Below are 22,660 nucleotides of genomic sequence, written 5' to 3' on the forward strand. Positions count from 1 at the left end.
AGGATGGGTGACAAGCTCACAAGCATTGGCGGAATGGTTGAGTAAAACTTTTGCAAAACCAGAAGTTATGTCACCGGAGGCATTCGATACAAAAAAAGCAAATTTGCAGGGAGTCTTTTATAAAGTGCCATTCGAAGGAGGTCAGTCCATGGGACATATTGACCTGATTAGTAATGGTATCCCCGGTTCTACTTTAGCCTCCGGGGCAGCTGTTTGGTACTGGCCAGTAAAGTAGAATTAGTGAAGTATGATGTATCATAGAGTTGGGTTTGAAATGTTAACGATAATAAAGACAATAATAGATGAGAAAGATAATAATAGTAAAGTTAATCTGTGCTTGGTGCAGTGTAGCGCATTCGACACCATTGACAGAGGGGTGTTGGATTCCGTTGAAATATGTCATGGCTCTGTCTGCTTCCGTCAGACAAGACACAAAAGAAATGCTTATTCCGTTCCAGTCAATTACCGTTAATAGTCAGGGAGTTTTGGTAAAGGCATATGGAAGCGAAGAAAGCGTTGCACAGCTGGGGTACGATGGAGGACGCATTGAGATATTAAACGTCGAGCGCTTTGTTAATTTAATGTACTTTGATTTAAAGGAAGTATCAGAAACACGGTATTTTCTTTCCACTCAGGGCTTTTTTTTGATCTTGAGTATGGAATCCGCAACTGGAATGTCAGAGATTAAATTCGTCAACGAATTTCAAGGATTTGCATTTAGTACTTTTTACGGGGCAGTATTCCGCATACAGATGGCCAAGCACTTCTGCATTGTTGGTGTTAATGAATGTCTATCCTTTACGATGGACGGAAAAGTGAAGAACTCCTCATCTTGGTCACGTTATGAATTGATAAGAGACTATCCGGATGTTTCGAACGGCCGGGTTGTAAATCGAATCAAAATAGTCGGTAAAAAGGAAGAAGAATTTGCGGCTGAGATAAAAGATAAGTTTATTCTTTTTTATAGGTATACAAAAGACAAGTTTCAGATTGAATTGTCAGATCGCCCAGTTTATACGTTGCAATTGGTTGAAGATTGAAAATATCGACTCGAGTGGGCTGGAGTAGTTGATTGGCGCAAGGGATCAGGCCTCGGCGTTGATTGGTTCGGCTGCCGCGGTTTCCGGAGTAACGTCGGAGCGATAATGAAAACACTTAAAAAACTATTCTTTATCTATTTGATTCTGAGTGCAAGCATAATGATCATGATATCGTTATATGGTTTTCTTTCGTTCTTGTATCCTCGTGACTGGCAGCGAATAAATTCTGTCGTGTATGCACACTACTTCTCCGCTCATTTAGTGTATTATTCTTTCATGATTTCAATGGTCAATATTCCGGTTTTTGGAATCTCTAGCTTGATCCTTTTGATAAAAAGACAACAGATTGGTCTTGCGCTAGTCCTTATTTTGGCAGCAACTATTTACTTCATTTTTGGTAGGATGATGGGAGACGGATGGTAGAAGCGTACAAAAAAGCTGGTGAAAATCGTGAAATCAAATGAAAATTGAATTAATAGTTGTTACGCTGCTGCTCTGCACTGCGTCAGAAATTCAAAAGGATGACGTGGTTTGTGCTATTGAACTATCTGTCGTTAAGTCTAAAAAATTTGGTCAATTAGCGGCAGTACTGGGAAAGATTGAAAACCGAACAAACAAGAAATTGTATTTTGATCGAATGCAATATTTCACGACTGACGTGCTGAAACAAGAGGGAGATAAGTTTGTTGACTTTAATGAAGGTTGGTGGTCTTTTGAAGTAATAAATAAAGATCGAGATGAAATCGCGGCTGAACTGCGAGATGTCGCTCCTAGAGTTTCCGTGTTTGATCAGTCAATAGGCAAATTTACAGATTCTCTTGCAAGAGCTTTTTACACTGAATTCGTGAGTGATAAGCGGTTTGTCAAATCAACGAAGGATAGCGCTGATGTTATGAACTGGGTCAGGATGAAGTTTGATCGAATAGCTTTCTTAAGGCCTCACCAAAGCTCTAAGGACATGACTAGGATAAACTCTCTACCTCCGGGTTCATACAAAATAATCAACAGTTATTCGGATGTTAATGACAAACAGGTAAAAACCAGGTTGCCTCATTTGAAATTGCCAAAGATTTTAAATGGTTTTGAAAGATGGAGTGGAACAGTTTCTGATACACTTTATTTGAATGTGAAGTAGTTGCGCTGCAAGGGGGCCGAGCACTCCGACCTCTAAAGGATCAATAGGACCGGACCATGTTAAGTATTAGCAAAGCGGTAGTTACGATTATTTTTATTTCTGTAGTCGGTACTTTATATGGGCAGAGTACGGAAGCAATTGATAACCTGAAGGCGAACTCAGATGAGATATTGCTGATAAAGGTGACGATCGATAGTTCATTTTTTTTGATGGAAAACTTTAGGTGTTATTCCTCGGCTCATGGAGACGTAATTGAAATTTTCAAGCAAAAAAAGATTCCGCCCGACAGAAAAAAGATAATTGTTTTTCATAGTGCCAAATGTAGTGGCGAAGGTTTTCCACCGGCAATGAAGCTTGTGAAGGGAGCGCAGTACTTCGTTTTTCTTTCGACTGACAAACTAAACAAGGAGGAAGTTAACAATGATCGGAGTAATACAATACAGTTCAGTGTAACCGATTATTACTTGGGTATTTTGGAATACAACGAAGATTTATACAAGTATTTAAGGCGGTAAGGGCACCTTTGCCTTGAACGTTGGCGCAGTGTCGGGTGTATCAGTTTCGGTGTCGGCTCGGCGGTGGCGGAGTCGGGCGCCGTGGGTTCAGGTTACGGCTTCGATTGGTTCGGCAGCAGGGTTTCTGGGTTAGCGTCGGAGGCCACGGGAGATGATTTTTGGAGGGGATTTGCTGTGGGGGCGATTGTGGCGTCGGCGAATCATGTGGCGCATGGGGTGGCGAGTGAGGTGGAGAAGGCGAGGATTGCGAGGATTGCGAGGTTGGCCGCGCAGCAAGTAGGAGGAGGAATTACAGTTTTAGATTATGACGCAGACTATTCCGATCCTAGATATCTTGGTGTTTTTATAAGACTGGGTTTTAACGACCCCAATGAACAATTTTCGGAGTACGGATGGATCCAGACTGTTCGAACTAATGCGCTAAACAGCTATTCGCAGTCTTCGCCATTTAACGACACTCCGGGTGACGGAGTGCCGTATTATACCTTTGTTTCCTTCAATACTGATGGTTTTAAGACGATAATGGTGGATTACCCAGGCAGAAGCATAAATTTTAAGTCTGTTTTCTGGCGTGCGGAGCTAACAATAGGTGGAATAAAAAATGGTGTATTCGTGCCACTTCGTACGATGACCTACGGTTTCGACATTAATCAGGGAAAGCTCACAGTTATTCCGTTGAAAGTAGCGCAGCCTAGTCCTTGGCATTTAGACTCATTTACAAATAAAACAAAATGGTAAGATCAATAATTATCTCTTTTTTGCTCTTAAACACATATTGTGAGGCGCAAACACTAAGTAAAATAACGTCTGATCATATTAGAATCGATCAGGCTGGTCCCCGCGATGCGATGATGGCACCAATAATCATAACAACGGAGAAAGTGCAGGTAGTCGCGCCTGAATCGTTTGTTCAAGTCGATAAGCGCTTGTTTGAGTCCTTGTCTGAATATATTAAGAGTAGCGAGGACTTACTTCGCGAAGGAGGCCTGGATGAATTTGGGGTGTTCAAAGTTACAAGCTTTATTGATGGTAAAGCAGAAACTTACTTTACGGGCACAAGGCAGAAATCTGCCCATTTCTTTAAGGAATTTAGAACCCTTTTGAAAGACCTCGGATCACCGGAGGAGTTAATTCAGAGAGTTGATAAGACTTTGGCCAGGATCGACTATTAACCTTCATTGCGTAGCAAGGGGGCTTCAATAAACTCAGCTAACTCAAGCCAGAAGCAAATGAAATGTTCTACGATAGTTCCGAAGAAATTCATCAACCTGACGCTTCTTTTATACATCTCTATAATTACATGTAGCTGTCACGTGCATTGTGACTTGAAAGGTAAATGGTTGATCAAAGAAGGTACTTTGTCTCGCGACTTTCGGAGATCGGGGCATCTGTATTCTGGTAATCGTGTTGAATTTTTTAAAGATCGACTTGAACTTGCATCGGGTTTTTCCTACAGTATTTTACCATGGGATTCTTCCGACTGGAGGCTGGGCCGATATCCCTTTGTATACTATGGAAACACCGAGAGCTACCGGATTATAGACGATACATTGCAGATATACAGCGTGCCGTATGGCCGGTGGGAATCGTTCAAAATAGAATGTACTCGCAGTGACGAAATAACATTGAAAGCCGCCAGAGATACAGTGATTTTGGTACAAGATAGAAGTAGAGAAGCTAACTTGAATTGTTCGATTAAAACCATCAAGGCACACGTATACGAACAAGGTCTGGGACTATTTGCTAACAACTACAAGGTAACCTATTCACGAGGTGATAATCTTATTTTCCAGCAATTAAGCGACAAAGATCCAAGTACTGGAACGAAGATCATTCAGCTTAAAGCGGGTACTTTTGATGATATATGTAAAGGACTTAGTCAAATTGATTTGACTAAACTAAAAGACGCTTACGTGACAAATGAATCTGAAGCTGAGGTGAAAGACATCGAAATCGAACTAATTGATGGAAAGAACTATAGATTTCATTTAGAAAATGACGATTACCCAGAAGAATTGATGTTAGCCCTCATACCAGTACTGTATGGCCACCAATATTATGTATACGGAAAATTGCCAGTGGTAAAATAGCAGGAGTATAGTGGAGGCCAACGTTCCGCATCTTTGTTGAGCAGATTAATGGACATTGGATATACGACTCGCGCCCGCAACTTGTTCGTAGAGATCCATCAACAAGTTGCGGGCGAGGGAGTCAACACTCTGATATGGGGAATTTTATATGCCTAAGCCCTTCAATTTTTCAACAATCAAGAAATAAGGATTTCCTTTCAACCCGGTTTCAGCCGATTGCTTGCCGCTCTGGTCGCCGCTGGCAGTTGCCACTACCCAGCGATGGGCGGGACGTTGTGAGGCCACAGTATTCAGCTTTTCAATCCACGCTTGCATTGCGGCTTTGTCTCCTTTCTTTTGCCATACCCAAAACGGTAAAATGTTGTTGAGGGTCGGCTCAAGCGGTTGTTGATTGGAGTATTCGATGATCGCGGTCTGAAGCGCTTCTGCTTCCTTGCCTTTGTTCATTTTTTGCAAACAGAATGCCTCCGCATATTCCTGCATCCGGGTGTCGGCGTCATAGGGTTTGCCCACGCCGAGATTCTCGGGCCATGCTTTTGATTTCTCCAGTTTGGTCATGGCGTCGGCGTATTTCTTTTTGCCGATCAGGTCGAGGGCCCAGAGCATGTAGGCTTGTTCGTAGACGGTCTTGCCGTCGCTGGAACCTTCAAAGGGAAGGATGGTCATTCCTTCCAGGGTTTTCACGCTGGCGGCGTATTGGCCGGTGTTAAGAAGGGCTTTCGCATATTGCAGCCCCAGGGTGTAGTTGCCTTTGAATTTCTTAACAGCAGCGGCTGAGAGCGTCAGTGTTTTTTGATGGTCCTGTTGGCGTTCGTAGTATTCGATCAGTGTGCTGGTGGTCCTCCAGTCTTTTGGGTCGAGGCGTTGGGCGGTTTCCAGGTCAGCGAGTTCCTGCCGGGAGTCTTTTCCTTTCTGGAGGAAGGCGCGCGAGGTGTAGAAGGGCGCATAATCGGGCGCGGTGCCGCAGGCTTGGAACAGGGTGAGCGCATCTTTCTCGCGTTGAATGCCCCAATCGTTGAGGGCGAGATAGTATTTGAATTTCCAATGGTCGCTTTTTTGTGTGGCCCATTGCAGCACCTCCACCGTCTCGAGGCGGAACGGAAAAACAAACGCGGGTGATTCGGCGGCGATGGCAGTCAAGGCGGAGGCATCTTGCTTCAGGTAGGCCTTCCACAAGTGGACCAACGGTTGGGCCGGTGCTTTGTCAAGAACTTGTATGGCATCGTCGGCAAGTCCCAGGGACTGGTATTGCAGCGCGACTTCCAGGTAAGTTTGATAAGGGAATTCATTTTGAATGGTAGCCTTGAACCGGGCGAGGTTGTCGGGTGTGTTGTGCAGCAGGTATTTCTCAAAATCGGCAAAATGATCGAGCGCGTCTGCGGTGAGCAGCTTCTCCAGGGTTTTGTCGGCTTCGGCGGCGCGATTTGTTTTTCGATAGATGATCGCGAGCGTATGCAGGGCGTTGAAATTATACCGATTAAAATCAATCGCTTGCTGTGCGTATTGTTCGCCCAGTGTAAGGTCGCCGCGTTGGATTTCGATGGCGGCCATTTGCGCATAGGCTGGCGAACGGTATTCGGCAGAACGCGCGGCCCATCCGAAGGTTTCCAGCGCATTGAGTAAGTCCCCCTGCGCCCGGTAGTTGACCCCGGCATAATAATTCACACCAGGATCATAGGCATCCAATTGCAAACCCAGGTTGCTGTAGTACAGCGCGGAGTCGAATTGGTGACTGCGATAATACAATTCGGAGAGCGCGGTCACGGCACCGATGTGTTGGGCGTCTTTGGTCAGGCAATTCAACAGAAATGTTTTGGCGCCTTTATAATTTCGGGATTCCTTTTGTTCCATGCCGGCATAATACAAATAGGACGCGCTGGTAGGATCGGCTTTGAAGGAGGAAGCGAAAGGTCGCTTGATGAGATTTTTATTTTCGGAACTATACCGCAGGTCCATGCCTTCTACCACCACTTCAAAAGGAGCTTTGCCGTCCAGCGGCACAGACGTTTGGACTACTTCCATGGGCTTGAGCGATTTGCTTTCCGCGTGGATAACCTTTCCGTTCGAGGTCACGATGATCTTTGCCTGCGAGGCTGCCAATGCATTCACGCCGATGGAGAGCTTTCCCTGATCGCGCGTCACATGCAACACACCCTGAGGCGAAACATCGCTGAGGCCGCCGATGTCTTTCACGGGGAACCATAGCTCTTGCCAACGGTCGGTCATGCCGGGAGAAAATGGAACTTGGGTGATCGGTGTACGCAGGGATGAGGCCTGGAATTGGTTGAACATGCGGCCGGCCTGGAACTCCATATATTGACCATCCGTATCGGTGAGCAGATCTTCCCAAATGCCGCCGTTGCGCGACAGCGCCCAGAGCCACAGCTTGTGTCCAGGCATATCGTTGTAGAGGGCCCAGTGGCCAAAGCCGAAATTCGATTTGTGGTAATAGCCGCCCATGAAGTCGGTGTATTCACCCACGATGTGCGAGGAACGGTGGGAGCCGAATCTGCTGTTGGCGTATTTCGAGATATCGCGGCCGGCGGCATCCACGGGCCAGGGACCGTTCGCGCCATCGTGGCCCAGTTCTTCGTCGCCGGGATAAAAGAATTCGAGATCATCCGAAACCACAGCCGCGCCGGTCATCCAGTTGTAATACGATTGTGTGATCGGAGTGGGGTTGTTCCAGAGAGCATGGGTTTCAAAATAGGCCTTGTCTTTGGGGAGCCTGATCTCCACGCGCCATTGCGTGCGCGAGGGAAGGTCCATGGTGCCGACAAAACAGCTCACGCTGCCATCGGCATTTTCTTGCGTCTTGTAATCTACGGGATTCGTGGTAGCGGGTGTGTGGCCGATGTAGCCGAAGTTGAATTCGATGCCGCCGCTGGTCCACGGGCCACGCATGGAAATGTTGCGGAACTTCATCACTTCATTGCGATAGATGAATTCCTTGCCCGTCGATTTTTCGATGGCACCCCACACTTTGCCACCCACCTGCGGGAGGATGTACACTTCAATATAGTCGTTCTCCAACTTGACCACTTTCCATTTTTGCTTTTGACCGGTGGCGCTGTAGCCATCGAAGGAGTGATACGGATAGATGCGGTTGCTGCGCTCGGCCAGGATAGGCACGGGGCTGGGTTCGCCGAAAGGGTAGGTGAGAAACTCTTTTTCGGTTTCAGTGACCACGGCCTTTTGCGCCGTTGCCAGCAACGGGAAAATGAAAAGTAGGGAAAGGAAAATGCGAATGTTCATAAGTTAAAAGTGCAGGGCTAGGGTGAATGTTAAATATTGGGATGCCGGTAAAAGCAATTTCCAACCATGGAAATGAGGACGCGCGCCTTCTCCTGTGCCTTGGAAAGCCGTAAATTCATAGGCCTGGAACGGGGAAATTTGGCGTTTTTCTTTCATAAGCTGAAAATAACCTTTAGCAAGCCTTAAATGAAATAGATCACGCTTCAAAAGGTTTAATGTTATCGAATAGTAAATAAAAGAAAGTTTTGAACTATAAAAAAGCAACAAAACGAAAGTATAATTTATTTTTATTGCTACTTTTGCTCTGTCACGACTAAAAGACAAGGACATATGAAATATCTGGGGATAGAGGCATCCGATCTCGTCAAATCAGGGGGGATACACACGGCCAGGGAGATTTGCCAGCAGCCGGAACTTTGGAAGAAAACATTTGAAGAGATTAAACATCAGGAAGTTGCCATCGCCCAGTTTATGGACGAGGCATTGGGCAATACCAAGCGGATCATTTTAGCCGGCGCCGGCACCAGTGCCTTTATCGGCCTTTCCCTGCGCGGTGTCTTTCAACGCCATTCGGGCATCGCCACGGACTGCATCGCCACAACCGACATCGTTTCGCATCCGAAAGATTATTTAACACCAGAGATCCCAACGTTGCTCGTTTCCTTTGCGCGCTCGGGCAACAGTCCCGAAAGCGTGGCGGCCATTGCCTTGGCGGACGAAATATGCCACACGTGCTATCACCTCATCATCACCTGCAATGCCGAGGGAAAATTGGCACACTACTCCTCCAAGTCCCGCCACTACATCATTAATCTTCCACCCGAGTCCAACGATCAAAGCCTGGCCATGACCAGCAGCTATTCCACCATGTTGTTGGTGGGCCTGCTCATCGCGAAGCGGAAAGATCTGAAAACGTTGGAGAGCAGTGTGGAAACCGTTATCAAGTACGGCCGCAAATTGATCGAGCTCTATGCCGGAGATTTCCGGGAGATCGCCAAAAAAGATTTTCGACGCGCCGTGTTTCTCGGCTCAGGCCCGTTCTTCGGAACCGCCACCGAGTCGCACTTAAAATTGCAGGAATTCACCGACGGCAAAGTGATCTGTAAAAATGATTCTTACCTGGGCTTCCGTCATGGTCCAAAAGCCGTCGTGGACGAAACCACGTTGGTGGTGTACCTGTTGACGAACAACGCCTACGCCTATCACTACGAAAGAGATCTCATCCTGGCCATGAAGAAAGGAACGCCTCCGCTCCTGGAAATAGGCATTTCCGAATCAGAGATCAAAGACATCACCCTGCAGCATGCGTTTCAGCTTTCCGAAAATGGAAAATCGGTAGAGGAGGAGTTCCTGGCCGTATGCTACATCATACCGGCGCAGTTGCTGGGCTTCTTCAAGTCGCTCGCCTCGGGTCTGATGCCCGACGCACCATCGGCCACGGGCGCCATCACGCGTGTGGTGGAAGGGGTAAACATCTATTCGCTCACATAAAAGCCCTTTGGAAAATGCAACGGTCTTTCTATACTGGCTTTTAATTCCCCGAAAAGAACTATGGAGAAACATTTCGATGTATTGGTGGTGGGCGAATTGAACGTAGACCTGATCCTGAACACCATCGACAAATTCCCCGAGATGGGCAAAGAAGTGCTGGCGCATCAAATGACGCTCACGTTGGGCAGCAGCTCGGCCATCTTTGCCAGCAACCTCAGTACGTTGGGAACGAAAGTGACTTATGCCGGCAAGATCGGCCTCGACAACTTTGGCGATCACATCCTGTCCAGCCTGCACGCGAAGGGCGTGGATACCCGTAATATCCTCCACACCCCGCAACACAACACGGGTGCCACCATCGTATTGAATTTTTCGGAAGACCGCGCCATGGTGACCTACCCCGGCGCGATGAGTCACCTGACACTGGAGGATATCTCCACCGAAAAGCTCCTCCAGGCGCGACACCTGCATTTAAGCTCCATCTTTCTTCAACAAGGTATCCGCAAAGATATTGTCGCCCTCTTCCGGCAAGCCAAGGCGCTGGGCCTCACAACTTCGATCGACCCGCAGTGGGACCCTTCCGAGACGTGGGACCTCGACCTGAAAGCCTTGCTTCCCCACGTCGACATTTTCATGCCCAACACGGCAGAACTAAAAGCCCTCACGGGCATCGCTGACCTCCAGGAAGCGCTGGCCTACATGCGCGAATTCGGCAATGCATTCGTGGTAAAAAACGGCAGCGAGGGAGCCTACCTCTGGGATGGCCAATCGCTTTATCACCAACGCGCATTCGTGAATACTTCGGTGGTGGACAGCATCGGGGCGGGCGACAGCTTTGATGCGGGCTTCATCCATAAATTTTTGCAACAACGATCCTGGCAGGAATGCCTGGAGTTCGGCGCCCTCACGGGAGCCATCAACACGACACGTCACGGCGGCACAGGCGCATTTGAGAACCTGAGCCTGGTCAAGACCATCGCACAATCCACTTTTAACTACACGTTTTAAAATGCGCCTACAAGACAAACTGAAAGCTCTCGGACAAAACGGCAAGGCATTGCTGGCCACGAATTTCTATAATTTTGAAACCCTCTCCGGCGTGCTGCAGGCGGCAAAAGCAACCCACAAGCCGATCATCCTTCAATTGTCGGAAAGCTCCATCCAATACCTCGGATTGCGCGTAGCCGCAGGGTTGGCGAGAACGGCGTTGGAAGAATATGGGGTAGAGGGCTGGCTTCACCTCGATCACGGAAGCTCGCAGGAAATGGCACACCGCTGTCTCGATGCCGGTTTCGATTCGGTGATGATCGACGCCAGTGAAAAACCTTTCGAAGAAAATGTGAAGATCACCTCCGCGGTCGTGAGGCTGGCGGAAAAGTATAACGCAAATGTTGAAGCGGAGTTAGGATACGTAGCAAAGCTGGGCCAGGTGCAGAAGGTGAGTCAATACACGCAGCCGGAAGAAGCAAAGCGATTCATCGATGAAACGGGGGCACATGCTCTGGCGATCGCGATCGGTTCGGCACACGGATTCTACAAAGAAACGCCACAGTTGCAACTCGAATTGTTGTCGGCCATTCACGCGGCCACGCCAGCGGCGCTGGTGTTGCACGGGTCGTCGGGCATTCCGGAAGCACAGATCCGCGAGGCAGTGAAGCGGGGCATCACCAAGGTGAACCTGGCCACGGAGACGAAGAACATTTTTATGAAAACACTGCAACAAGTGTTGCAGGACAATGATGAAATAGATTTGCGCAAGATCTTTCCGCAGGCCACGCAGTCGGTGGTGAAGCTGATCGGCGAGAAATTGGAAGTGGTTTCCCCTAACTAAAATATCCCATGACAATTGTAAAACGATTCGGCGTCTGGCTGCTTTTTATCACCGCGGCGGCCCAGGCGCAAACACCCGATGAACTGCTCCTAAAAAATTATCGGCCAAAATCCATCTATAAAATTCCCATCACCCGGATCGAGAAAGCGAAATTCCCGGTCATCGACATGCACTCGCATCCTTACGGCAAAACCAAAGCCGACATTCAGGAATGGGTGAAAACGATGGACAAGTGCGGGATTGAAAAAACACTCATCCTGTCGTATGCCACTGGCGCCAAGTTCGACTCTATCTATCAGGTATATTCGGCCTTTGGCAACCGCTTCGAAGTGTGGTGCGGTTTTGATCACACGGGCTATCTTGAACCGGGTTGGTCGGAGCGTGCCGTAAAAGAACTGGAACGTTGCGCGCGCCTCGGAGCCAAAGGCGTAGGGGAGTTGGGCGACAAAGGGCTGGGTGAATTTTATTCGTCGCCCACCAAGGGATGGGGCATGCACATCGACGACCCGCGCATGAAACCCCTTTGGAAAAAATGCGGCGAATTGAAGTTGCCGGTCAACGTTCACGTGGCTGAACCCATGTGGATGTATGAGCCCATGGACTCTACCAACGATGGTTTGATGAATGCCTATGAATGGAAAGTGGACCAGACAAAGCCAGGCATCTTGAGCCATGCGCAGCTGATCAAAACGCTGGAAAATGCCGTGCGTGATAATCCGGGCACCACATTCATTGCTTGTCACTATGCCAACTGCGAATATGATCTCAGCATTCTCGGCAATCTATTCGACAAATATCCGAACTTGTATGCCGACCTCGCGGCCCGCTACGCAGAAACGGCCACGATACCGCGGTATATGAAAGCCTTCTTTGAAAAATACCAGGATCGCATTGTATATGGAACGGACATGGGCGCGAGCCCGGACATGTATGCGTTTACATTTCGCATCCTGGAGTCCAACGATGAGCATTTTTATTCGAACGGCCAGACCGGCTACCATTGGGCCCTGAGCGGGTTTGGGCTGAGCGACGCCGTGCTGAAGAAGGTGTACAAAACAAATGCAATGAAAATTTTAAAACGATAAAACTGTCGATGGTTTAAAGCAGTACAGAACGATGGAGCGGAACAATTTGAAAAGGATCATCTTTCCCCGTGGCTTTGCCGTGGCCATTGATGATTTGGGATGGAATGAAGGCAGCAACCTCTCGCGCCAAACCCCCTCCGGTCCCCACCGTGCCGGCGTGAAGCGTCTATTCGATTTGAACGACTATTCCTACGTGGTGGAAGTGGGCAAAGCAGTAGGCGCCCGCATTCAAAGCCTTTTCATCTTGAGCGAAATGGACCGGGAGAATGTGCTGGCCAAATATCCCACCACCACCTATCAGCGCGAGAAATGGAATAACAAAGGCCGGGTGAGCGATAAGGAATTTGCCATCATGGCCTATGTGAAAGAACAGGCCGCTTTTATGGAATTCGGTTTCCACGGCACGGGCCACGAGTACTGGGCCGGGGATGGCATTCAACGCCGGGCGGAATGGTACAACCTGATCGACCGCAAGCCCTGGCCGGAGAACGACCTCCGGAAACATATCCAGGGGTTCATCGAGATCATGGCCCAATATGACATCACCCCTCAACACGGCCACTCGTTTCCCGAAAGCTTCGTGCCCTGCGCCTATAGCTATTACTGGAATCCCGACGGCGACTATAGCCTGGGAAAATTGCTGACCGAAGCCGGCGTTAAATATGCGAACACCGATTTTGCACAAATCCCCGAATTGTCGCCTCCACCCGAAACCAACGGTGGCGGCTTCGACCACGGCACGCACGTGATCAATCGCATGAACTATGGCAACCTTTGGTATGAGCTGCAATCGTTGCCCAAAGTGCTCATCGATATGCAAAGCACCGACATCGTAGAAAGCCACTGGGTGAACTGGCTGGCACAAGACGATTTTGTACAAGCCGATGTGACGACGCAGTGGATCAACTACTACAAAAAATTTCAAAGACTGGAAGATCGCTACATCGCCAAGAACACCGAACAGCTGCACTCCCAATGGCTCTATCGCCGGTATACGCAAGTAACAGAGACACGCGAGGGCTCCGTGACGATCGACAATAGCGAGATGCCGAAAGAAGCCTATGCCCGGGACATCTTGGGCAACATGGTGTTGAAGATCCTGTTGAAAAAAGGAGAGCATGTTTCATCGGCAACCCTCAATGGGGGGATGATCCCCGCGTATTATGAAGAGGAAGGATTTGCTTTTTTATATCTACCACAACTCGCTCCCCAGCTCTACGAACTAACGTATACCCTCGGAACGCAAGCCATGCCCGTGCACGTTTTGCATGACGGCACCTACAACCCCTATGCCATGCGCCAGCAAGGAAATGAATTGCAGCTCCACTTAAAAATGTATGGCGAACAAACCGTGAAGATTAAGTGCCCTAAGCCCGGCAACGTTGCCGTCTCGGGAAAAGCACTGGAGATGAAGCGCTTTGTTCACGACGGCGAGTATCTGCACGCAACGGTGCGCGCGTTGGACATGCAGGGCTCGCGCGGTGAGATAAAAATTCAGTACGCAACAGACGCATTTTAGATCTTTAACGGGATGTGATAAGTTAATGTGATCCCGACTTTCGAGCCGTAAAACTTCTTTCACCATGCCAAGAGACCGTTCTTTTTTTACGCCCTTCTTTGCCTGTTTCATCCTGGCGATCGTCTTGGCGTGCACCAAGAACCGCGAAGCGCACACGACATGGTCGGTCTATCGCGGCGATGCCGGCAGCACCGGCTATTCGACACTGGATGAGATCACACCGGAAAATGTGAACCAACTGGAAGTGGCCTGGACGTATCACACCGGGGATGCGCGGGAAGGGAACCGTTCAGCGATTCAATGCAATCCGATTATTGTAAACGGCAAGATGTATGTCACTTCGCCGCAGTTAAAACTCGTCGCACTCGAACCAGGCACGGGAAAGGAACTGTGGAAGTTCGATCCCTTTGTGAACAGCGAGGCAACGGGCGTTAACCGCGGCGTAACGTATTGGGAAAAGGGGACAGACAAACGGATATTTTTTTCAGCAGGCCCCCATCTCTATGCCCTCAACGCCGACAACGGCAGTCTGATCCCAACATTCGGTGTCGCAGGCCGCGTCGATCTGCGCGACGGTTTAGGTAGAGACCCCAGCACGCTGGCGGTGTGGGCCACATCCCCCGGCATTATTTATGGCGATTTGCTCATACAGGGCACAGCGCTCGGTGAAGGCTACGATGCCGCCCCGGGCTTTGTGCGGGCTTATGATGCTGCCACGGGAAAGATTGCCTGGACGTTTCACACGATCCCCCAACCCGGCGAATACGGTCACGACACGTGGGATAAAGACGCCTACACGCAAGTGGGCGGCACCAACAGTTGGGCTGGGATGACGCTGGATGAAAAGCTTGGTCTTGTATTTGTCCCCACAGGGTCGCCCGCGTTCGATTTTTATGGGGGCAACCGGAAAGGAGAGAACCTCTTTGGCAATTGCCTCATCGCGCTGGACGCTAAAACCGGTACGCGCAAATGGCACCACCAATTGGTGCACCACGATCTGTGGGACTACGACCTTCCCGCGCCGCCAACCCTGGTGACGCTCCACAAGGACGGAAAAGAAATCGACGCCGTGGCCCAGGTCACCAAGATGGGCATGGTCTTTTTGTTCGAACGGGAAAGCGGCGAGCCTGTGTACCCCATTGAAGAGCGACCCGTACCCAAGTCTGACCTGATGGCGGAAGAGACCTGGCCCACGCAGCCGTTCCCCGTAAAACCGTTGCCCTTTGTGCGACACAACTTTACCGAAGATGACATCACGAATATTTCACAAGCGTCCCACGACTATGTAAAAGCAAAGATCACCGGCGCACGCAGGGGCAGCATTTATACCCCACCCAGCACCGACGGCGTCGTGCAGTTCCCCGGCACGCGCGGTGGCGCAGAATGGGGCGGCGCTTCGTTCGATCCGGAGACGGGAGTTTTGTATGTGAATGCCAATGAAATTCCACTGCTCATCAAAATGAAAGCGATGGAAATGTCGGACGGACAGTTGCTGGCTTCGGCGGGCGAGAAAGTCTATACGTTGAACAATTGCACGATGTGTCACGGTGCCGATCGCGCGGGCACCGGTGTTTTTCCTTCGCTGCAAAATCTCGCCAAGCGAAAAAAGGAAGACGCCGTACGTACCCTTTTGAAAACCGGACGTGGACAAATGCCCGCCTTCCCCAATATTTCGGCAACGGATAAAGACGCACTCATCGCGTATTTGTTTGATAAAAAAGAGGCGTCCGCAAAACCTGCAAACACCCCATCCCAACCCACCACGTACCGCTATGTGCACGACGGCTGGAATGCGCTCACCGATCAGGAAGGCTACCCCGGCGTGAAGCCGCCCTGGGGTACACTCAATGCCATCGATCTGAACACCGGCGATCGCCTCTGGCAGGTTCCGTTAGGCGAGTATCCCGAGTTGATAAAAAAAGGGATCCCGCCAACGGGCACCCAAAACCTGGGGGGTACCATGGTTACCGCCAGTGGACTGGTATTTGTCGGCGCCACGCGGGATGAAAAATTCAGGGCGTTCGACAAGAAGACCGGTAAGCTAATATGGGAATATAAATTACCTGCGGGCGGCTACGCAACCCCCGCCACGTATAGTGTCGACGGCAGGCAATACATCGTCATTGCTGCAGGCGGTGGTGGCAAGGTGGGTTCGCCTTCCGGCGATGCCTATGTGGCTTTTGCGTTGAAGAAATAAATTCCGGAACATCCGTTGCCGCTCCGGTAGTATCTTCACAGACGCATCATGCAAAAATATTTTTTCTTTGAATGAGAATTTCCCGCGCCACGCCTCTTCAAAGAAGACCCGATCACAACCCGACAAACATGACATCAGACATAACAGCAGAGGAACTTTATACATGGTGCAGCATTCCGTGCGATCAATTGGAAACGCACCCGTTGCGCAAAGTTCCCTTCCGGCTCGTGCGTGACTCTCAACACATGGGAATCGTCATGGCACGCGAACTTGCCGACGAGATCCAAAAGAATAATGCTGGCAACAGATCGACGCGAGCGATCATTCCGTGTGGCCCCGCGTGCTGGTATGCGCCGTTCACCGCGTTGATAAATGAAAAGAAAATTTCGTTGAAGAACTTCGTGGTCTTTCACATGGACGAATGCCTCGACTGGCAGGGGCGCGAACTGCCAAAGAAGCACCCCTATAATTTCAGAGGCTTCATGGAGAGAAATTTTTATGATCCCATCCATTCTTCCCTGGCCGTCCCCACAGAAAACCGGCATTGGCTCAATGCCAACAATACGTTGGACGTGAAGGAAAAGATCGAACAGGCGCCGATCGACATCACGTACGGTGGATGGGGACAAGACGGGCACATTGCCTACAACCAGGCGAGGCGCCACCCGTTCAGCAAGGTCTCCCTGGATGATCTCAGGCAGTCGACCATCCGGGTCCAGGAAAATAATATCGACACGATCATTGCATTGGCGCAGCGCACGTTCGGCGCGGCATATCAGTTTGTTCCACCCATGTCGGTAACGTTGGGAGTGAAGGAATGTCTCTCGGCGAAAAAAGTGCGGTTGTATAGCGATACAGGCAAGTGGAAGCAAACGGCACTGCGGGTGGCTTTGTTTGGTCATTTAACGCCGGAATACCCCATCACGCTTTGCCAGGAACATCCCGATGTGCTGATTACCGCGACAGTTAAAACCGCCACGCATCCCATAAGCGAAAACCCGGATTGGGACCTGGGCCTGTCTTCCAAATGAAACCCTTGACATTCCACAAGCAGCAATTGAAATACACCGGCCTGATCGGCACGGGAGGAATTGGTTCGGGTAAATTTTTCCAGTTGAATGGAGAGCACACCCTGGGCCGGGAAGAAAGCCGCAGTGGCCATTTTTTTGATATCGAGGATTATTGTAAACAACATATCATTTTACACTACGTAAAAGTATTGCTGGGCGATCCGTTCCACGTGATCCCTATTGGCAGCGTGGGAGAGGACGATACCGGCTACAGGCTCTACCACGAAATGAAGGCCACTGGTTTTTCGATGGATCACGTTCAAAAAAAGGCCGGTGCCGCTACGCTTTTTTCATTTTGTTTTTATTATCCCGACGGCAGTGGGGGCAACCTTACCACCGATAATTCGGCGAGTGCACAAGTTTCCGTCGGAGACATTGACAACGCCCTACCGGAGATCAAAGCCCTTGGAAAAAAGGGGTTAGCCATGGCGGCGCCCGAGGTGCCGCTGGCCTCGAGGAAAGCGCTGCTAGCCCTCGGTCGCGAACACGGTTTATTTTGCGCGGCATCGTTTACATCCGAGGAGCTGAAGCAAATGGACGCCTCAGTTTTTGCAGACGTCGACCTGCTGGCCATCAACATGGATGAGGCGCGTGCGTTGGCACGAAAGGAAGAGACCACGCGTGATGAAGAAGTGGTGGAACATGTCACAGCTACGCTGCAGCGTTATCATGATCGCATGTTGATCTCCGTCACCGGCGGTCGGGCGGGAAGCTGGTGCTGGGATGGTGCGCGATGGCACCACGCTCCGTGTCTTTCCGTTGACGTAAAAAGTACGGCAGGAGCGGGCGATGCATTTTTTTCAGGACTGCTTTGCGGGCTTGCGTTGAACTTGCCGTTGCCGGAAGCCCAGTGCCTGGCCACCTTGCTGGCAGGAATGAGCGTAACCTCTCCGCATACGATCCACAAAGGTATTGACCGGGTCTCGCTAAGAACCTTTGCCACGGAAACCGGCTTTGCCCTCACTACGTCCATCCAAAACCTATTAAACGACTGATTGCCTATGGGAGTCATCATGCGCATCATCCAGCAATTCGATCCGGCCTACGAGCGGGAATTCATGGCCCTGGAAAAACAATTCGACGCGTTGGAGAAGCAGCGCCCGGACTATCCCAAGGGAAAGCGCATGCAGCCGATCTCCGGTGGCGAGCCGGCGCATTCCCTGATCTGGCAATACGAATTTCCAGACCTCGAAACGGCCTACCAGACCCTGAATTTTTTTAGCGGCGACGATGGCCACGAAGATCTTTTCCGGCAACAGGTGGCGTTTATCCGGCTTGTGAAAATCGAATTCTACAAGTCGCTGGATTTTTAACCGGCAGCTGCCGCGGTTTGTAAAAGGGAAAGAGTGGTTTATCTTTATCGTTCAGAGATAACCCCCTTTTCCACATGCGCAGCAACGTCTTGTTTTTCCTGCTTTTAGCGACCAGCTCATTCCTTTTTGCCCAACCCAAGAAGACCTCAGGCAACCCGTTGTTTCCCGGCTGGTATGCCGACCCGGAAGGCGTCATCTTTGGCAATACTTATTGGATCTATCCAACCTACTCCGACGTGTTCGATCGTCAGGTTTTCTTCGACGCCTTCTCGTCGCCCGATCTGGTTCACTGGACCAAGCATGAACACATCCTCGACACCGCCCGCGTGAAGTGGGCGCGTCGTGCGATGTGGGCGCCGGCAGCCGTAGAGAAAGACGGGAAATACTATTTGTTCTTCGGTGCCAACGACATCCAAAGCGACGCGGAAAACGGCGGGATTGGGGTGGCCGTTGCCGGGCAGCCGCAAGGTCCGTTTCAGGATCTGCTGGGCAAGCCCCTCATCGACAAGTTTCAAAATGGAGCGCAACCCATCGATCAATTTGTTTTCAGAGATAAAGACGGTTCCTACTACATTCTCTACGGAGGCTGGCGCCATTGCAACATTGCCAAACTGAACGACGATTTCACCGCCATTCTTCCTTTTGAAGACGGCACGAGTTTTAAAGAGATCACCCCACAGGGATATGTGGAGGGCCCCGTGATGTTCATAAAAGATAACAAGTATTATTTCATGTGGTCGGAGGGAGATTGGGGTGGCCCTGACTACTCCGTGGCCTATGCGATGGCTGACTCTCCCTTTGGTCCTTTTAAACGGATCGGCAAGATCCTGCAGCAAGATGCGGCGGTGGCGCGCGGTGCAGGTCATCATTCTATCCTGCATGTGCCCGGCGCAAAGGAATGGTACATCGTCTACCACCGGCGGCCACTCAACGAGAAAGATGCCAATCACCGCGAGACCTGTATCGAGGTCTTGCAATTTGACGAAAAGGGTTTGATCAAGCCCGTGCGGTTAACCGTTGCCGGCGTGAAGCCACAAATCATAAAATAGTTCTGGAATGAAAGGCGATCTCAGAAAAGCGCAAGCTGAAGGCTGGCCGCATCCGGCTGTGCTTTCTTCTCTGTCAATTGAACAGGCTTAGTGATGCGAAACACCGGTGTTTCTTCGTAGCGGGTGGCGATCACGATCTTGGTGTTTCGGGCATTGCGCCGGAACAGATCTTCCACGATCTGCGGATGGTTGTTGTGTTTAGACAAATGCGAGAGCAACAAGTGGCTCATGTATTCCGGCCGGTGATGCGTGAACAGGCGCAGCGCCTGGGCGTTGGAGAGATGCCCCCGCTCGCCGCGGATGCGATTCTTCAGGTGGATAGGGTAGCGGCCATTGTCCAACATCTCGTCGTCGTAGTTGGCTTCCAGGAACGCGGCGTGACATTGCTGGAAGTGATGGATCACGTGCTTGCACGGTGTGCCGATGTCGGTGAACACGCCCACTTTCACCTGGCCATCGGTCACCGTAAAACTGTGCGGATCGCAGGCGTCGTGAAGTTTGGGAAAGGCGGTGACCGACAAGGTTCCGATGGCCATTGGGCTATAGGCCGCGAACGGCTGGATCAGGTGCTCGGCCATCTTCAACTTGCCTTCGTGTAGCGTGGGCGTCGTGATGTAGGCCGGGATGTTAAATTTTTTGACCAGTTGTGTGAGACCGTGGATGTGGTCGGCGTGTTCGTGCGTGACGAAGATGGCGCGCACTTTCCGCATGTTCAGGCCGAGGCGTTTCATGCGCTTTTCGGTTTCGCGGCACGAAATGCCGGCATCCACCAACACGGCATCGGTGTCGTTGCCGATGTAGTAGCAGTTGCCGTTGCTTCCCGAATTTAAAGATGAAATGTACAGCGCCATAAGACGCGACAAGTTAGCAATAGGACCACACTCTATTTTCAACTTGCACGATAAAAATTTCTATCGAAAGACCTGTCGCGTCATGCATGCCTGTCGATGGACCATGGACCAAAACGATTGGTTCTCAACGCCATATTGGAGAAAAACAGAAGCATTAGGATGGTCGTAAATAACTTTTAATCAGTTTGTTACAAATGATTTGAGAAATTTTTAATCATTTGATTAAAATATTTGATTAAATCTGAAACTATGCTTTACCTTTGTCGTACAATTGCAACAGCACATGGCCAAAAAGAAACCAGTAGAAGCCGACGTATCCACGGAAGAAAAGATCAAGGAAGCAGCCCGTAAGGTGTTCACCCAAAAGGGATTTGCCGCCACCCGAACGCGCGACATCGCCGAAGAAGCAGGGCTCAACCTGGCGTTGCTGAACTATTACTTCAGGAGCAAGCAGGCGTTGTTCGAGATCGTGATGATGGAAAAGTTGCAACAACTGTTTGGCAACCTCTACCCGATCCTGGACGAGGAGATCACTACGCTGGAAAGAAAGGTCGAGATGGTGGTGCATGCCTATATTGAGTTGCTGAGCGCCAATCCGGACCTCCCGCTTTTTGTGCTGAGCGAAATTCGGGCAGATCCCGAACGATTTGGTCAGCGCATCCAGGCAGGCAAGATCTTACGCGACTCATACTTTATCAAACAATTGCGGGAACGGCGCCCCGATATGCATCCGATCCAGTTCGTGATGAGCATCATGGGCATGACCCTCTTCCCGTTTATCGGACGACCGGTGCTGCAGGCCATTGGCTCGCTCAGTGCGAAGGAATACCAGGCGCTGATGGAGGAGCGGAAGACGCTGATCCCCAAATGGATTGGGGCCATCCTGAAAGTGAAGTAGTTTTTTTTGGACAGGAATTAATCAAATGATTAAAACAAAAAAATAATATGACGACGATCTCCACCTTGCGATCCCTGGTCACGGCTGCGCTGCTGCTGGCATCGCTGGCCGGGCAAGCCCAGTCGCTCACCCTTGACGAATGTTATGCGATGGCCGAGCAAAACTACCCGCTCATCCAGCAGCGCGAACTGATTGGGAAGAGCAAGGAGTATTCCCTCAGCAATGCCTCGAAAGGTTACCTGCCACAATTGGCCATCAACGGTCAGGCGACCTATCAATCGGATGTGACGCGAATTCCCTTCGACACGCCCGGTTCCCGCGCGCCCCTCATCAGCAAAGATCAATACAAGATCTACGGCGAGGCCACCCAGGCTTTATATGACGGCGGCGTGATCCGCGAGCAACAAGCCAACCTCGAAGTCAATGCAAAAATTGACGAACAAAAGTTGGAGGTGGAACTCTATAAATTGAAGGACCGCGTGAACCAGCTGTTTTTTGGGGCCTTGATGATCGGTGAACAATTGAAGCAGAACGACCTGCTCATCCAAGACCTGCAGAATGGCATCGCTAAAACCGATGCGGCGGTTGCCAACGGCACAGCCCTCAAAAGCAGCCTTAACGTGCTGAAGGCCGAATTGCTAAAGGCCCGTCAGCGGGCTGTAGAGCTGAACGCTACCCGTGTGGCCTACACGGATATGCTGGGGCTGTTCATGAACCGTTCGCTGGGCGATAGTGCCGTGCTGGTGAAGCCCGCGGCTCCGGTAGTGGAACAAGAGATCCGCCGTCCGGAAATGCAGCTGTATGCTTACCAGGATCAGAGCACGGAAGTGCAATACAAAATGCTGGCAGCGCGCAACCGCCCCAAGTTGAGCCTCTTCTTGCAAAGCGGCTTTGGCCGCCCCGCACTAAACATGCTGGACAACACTTTGAAAGGCTACTACCTCGGCGGCATTCGCCTGAATTGGTCGCTCGCGGGGCTGTATACCAACAAAGGCGACAGGGCCCTCATCGACCTGAACAAACGAAACATCGACGTGCAACGCCGCACCTTTCTGTTCAATACGAACATGACTTTGCAACAACAAAATCGCGAAGCCGCCAAGTATCAACAACTGTTGGCGTCGGATGACGAGATCATCGCGCTCCGCGTCAGTGTGAAGAATGCCGCTTCGGCGCAGTTGGAAAATGGGGTGATCGACACCAACGACTACCTGCGTGAAGTGAACGCCCAAGACCAGGCGCAGCAGAACAAGATCCTCCATGAGATCCAATTTCTCCTGGCTCAATACAATCAGAAAACCACTACTGGCAATTAACCTTT

The 22,660-nt window shown here is 50.4% G+C and carries 21 protein-coding genes; 18 read left to right on the top strand and 3 right to left on the bottom strand.

Annotated elements, in window-relative coordinates:
• The first annotated feature begins 302 nt into the window (after positions 1-302).
• The 6 genes from BUB30_RS00525 to BUB30_RS34760 all read left to right on the top strand — a co-directional run bounded on the left by BUB30_RS00525 (position 303) and on the right by BUB30_RS34760 (position 4,780).
• On the top strand, positions 303-1,040 hold the full coding sequence (locus tag BUB30_RS00525) for a hypothetical protein (RefSeq protein WP_143164708.1): 738 nt from the start codon (positions 303-305) through the stop codon (positions 1,038-1,040).
• Positions 1,041-1,500: 460 nt separating this feature from the next.
• Positions 1,501-2,175: a hypothetical protein gene (locus BUB30_RS00535; protein ID WP_073129840.1), complete on the top strand. Its 675-nt coding sequence runs from the start codon at positions 1,501-1,503 to the stop codon at positions 2,173-2,175.
• 56 nt (positions 2,176-2,231) lie between these two features.
• Positions 2,232-2,690, top strand: a complete 459-nt coding sequence (locus BUB30_RS35395; protein ID WP_073129841.1) for a hypothetical protein — start codon at positions 2,232-2,234, stop codon at positions 2,688-2,690.
• 81 nt (positions 2,691-2,771) lie between these two features.
• The gene (locus tag BUB30_RS00545) at positions 2,772-3,428 is read left to right on the top strand and encodes a hypothetical protein (protein ID WP_143164709.1); all 657 of its coding nucleotides are present in this window, start codon (positions 2,772-2,774) and stop codon (positions 3,426-3,428) included.
• Positions 3,422-3,862, top strand: a complete 441-nt coding sequence (locus BUB30_RS00550; protein ID WP_073129844.1) for a hypothetical protein — start codon at positions 3,422-3,424, stop codon at positions 3,860-3,862. The genes BUB30_RS00545 and BUB30_RS00550 overlap by 7 nt, the downstream gene beginning before the upstream one ends.
• A gap of 453 nt (positions 3,863-4,315) precedes the next feature.
• Positions 4,316-4,780, top strand: a complete 465-nt coding sequence (locus BUB30_RS34760) for a hypothetical protein (protein WP_143164710.1) — start codon at positions 4,316-4,318, stop codon at positions 4,778-4,780.
• A 144-nt stretch (positions 4,781-4,924) separates the two neighbouring features.
• Here the strand turns inward: BUB30_RS34760 and BUB30_RS00560 are convergent, their stop codons facing one another.
• Positions 4,925-8,035 carry a DUF5107 domain-containing protein gene (locus tag BUB30_RS00560; RefSeq protein ID WP_073129847.1) on the bottom strand — a complete coding sequence of 1,037 codons (3,111 nt, stop codon included), beginning with the start codon at positions 8,033-8,035 and terminating at the stop codon, positions 4,925-4,927.
• A gap of 3 nt (positions 8,036-8,038) precedes the next feature.
• Positions 8,039-8,242 carry a hypothetical protein gene (locus tag BUB30_RS34765; protein WP_143164711.1) on the bottom strand — a complete coding sequence of 68 codons (204 nt, stop codon included), beginning with the start codon at positions 8,240-8,242 and terminating at the stop codon, positions 8,039-8,041.
• 123 nt (positions 8,243-8,365) lie between these two features.
• Here BUB30_RS34765 and BUB30_RS00570 point away from each other — a divergent pair, with 123 nt between their 5' ends.
• The 10 genes from BUB30_RS00570 to BUB30_RS00615 all read left to right on the top strand — a co-directional run bounded on the left by BUB30_RS00570 (position 8,366) and on the right by BUB30_RS00615 (position 19,590).
• Positions 8,366-9,526, top strand: a complete 1,161-nt coding sequence (locus BUB30_RS00570; protein ID WP_073129851.1) for an SIS domain-containing protein — start codon at positions 8,366-8,368, stop codon at positions 9,524-9,526.
• Between the two features lie 60 nt (positions 9,527-9,586).
• Positions 9,587-10,534, top strand: coding sequence for a carbohydrate kinase family protein (locus BUB30_RS00575; RefSeq protein ID WP_073129853.1), 948 nt, complete (start codon positions 9,587-9,589; stop codon positions 10,532-10,534).
• A 1-nt stretch (position 10,535) separates the two neighbouring features.
• Complete coding sequence (locus BUB30_RS00580; protein ID WP_073129855.1) at positions 10,536-11,357, top strand: class II fructose-bisphosphate aldolase; 822 nt, start codon at positions 10,536-10,538, stop codon at positions 11,355-11,357.
• A gap of 8 nt (positions 11,358-11,365) precedes the next feature.
• On the top strand, positions 11,366-12,442 hold the full coding sequence (locus BUB30_RS00585) for an amidohydrolase family protein (RefSeq protein WP_073129856.1): 1,077 nt from the start codon (positions 11,366-11,368) through the stop codon (positions 12,440-12,442).
• Between the two features lie 31 nt (positions 12,443-12,473).
• The gene (locus tag BUB30_RS00590; protein ID WP_073129858.1) at positions 12,474-13,961 is read left to right on the top strand and encodes a hypothetical protein; all 1,488 of its coding nucleotides are present in this window, start codon (positions 12,474-12,476) and stop codon (positions 13,959-13,961) included.
• A 64-nt stretch (positions 13,962-14,025) separates the two neighbouring features.
• Entirely contained in the window at positions 14,026-16,158 is a 2,133-nt protein-coding gene (locus tag BUB30_RS00595; protein ID WP_073129860.1) for an outer membrane protein assembly factor BamB family protein, read from the top strand.
• 128 nt (positions 16,159-16,286) lie between these two features.
• Positions 16,287-17,189, top strand: a complete 903-nt coding sequence (locus BUB30_RS00600; protein ID WP_073134598.1) for a sugar phosphate isomerase family — start codon at positions 16,287-16,289, stop codon at positions 17,187-17,189.
• Positions 17,186-18,223, top strand: a complete 1,038-nt coding sequence (locus tag BUB30_RS00605; protein WP_073129861.1) for a carbohydrate kinase family protein — start codon at positions 17,186-17,188, stop codon at positions 18,221-18,223. Before BUB30_RS00600 ends, BUB30_RS00605 begins: the two co-directional genes overlap by 4 nt.
• A 6-nt stretch (positions 18,224-18,229) precedes the next feature.
• Entirely contained in the window at positions 18,230-18,541 is a 312-nt protein-coding gene (locus BUB30_RS00610; protein WP_073129863.1) for a hypothetical protein, read from the top strand.
• Between the two features lie 74 nt (positions 18,542-18,615).
• Positions 18,616-19,590 (top strand): glycoside hydrolase family 43 protein, encoded by a 975-nt coding sequence (locus BUB30_RS00615; RefSeq protein ID WP_073129865.1) that lies wholly within the window; start codon positions 18,616-18,618, stop codon positions 19,588-19,590.
• Between the two features lie 20 nt (positions 19,591-19,610).
• Here BUB30_RS00615 and BUB30_RS00620 read toward each other — a convergent pair whose 3' ends face one another.
• A complete protein-coding gene (locus BUB30_RS00620) occupies positions 19,611-20,441 on the bottom strand; it encodes an MBL fold metallo-hydrolase (protein ID WP_073129867.1) in 831 nt (276 codons plus the stop codon).
• Between the two features lie 283 nt (positions 20,442-20,724).
• On the opposite strand from BUB30_RS00620, the gene BUB30_RS00625 reads away from it, so the two are divergent.
• Together BUB30_RS00625 and BUB30_RS00630 are read left to right on the top strand one after the other, a co-directional pair.
• On the top strand, positions 20,725-21,339 hold the full coding sequence (locus tag BUB30_RS00625; protein ID WP_073129869.1) for a TetR/AcrR family transcriptional regulator: 615 nt from the start codon (positions 20,725-20,727) through the stop codon (positions 21,337-21,339).
• A 47-nt stretch (positions 21,340-21,386) separates the two neighbouring features.
• A complete protein-coding gene (locus tag BUB30_RS00630; RefSeq protein WP_073129871.1) occupies positions 21,387-22,655 on the top strand; it encodes a TolC family protein in 1,269 nt (422 codons plus the stop codon).
• Positions 22,656-22,660 lie beyond the last annotated feature (5 nt).

The sequence above is a fragment of the Chryseolinea serpens genome (assembly GCF_900129725.1).
GTDB classification, from domain to species: domain Bacteria; phylum Bacteroidota; class Bacteroidia; order Cytophagales; family Cyclobacteriaceae; genus Chryseolinea; species Chryseolinea serpens.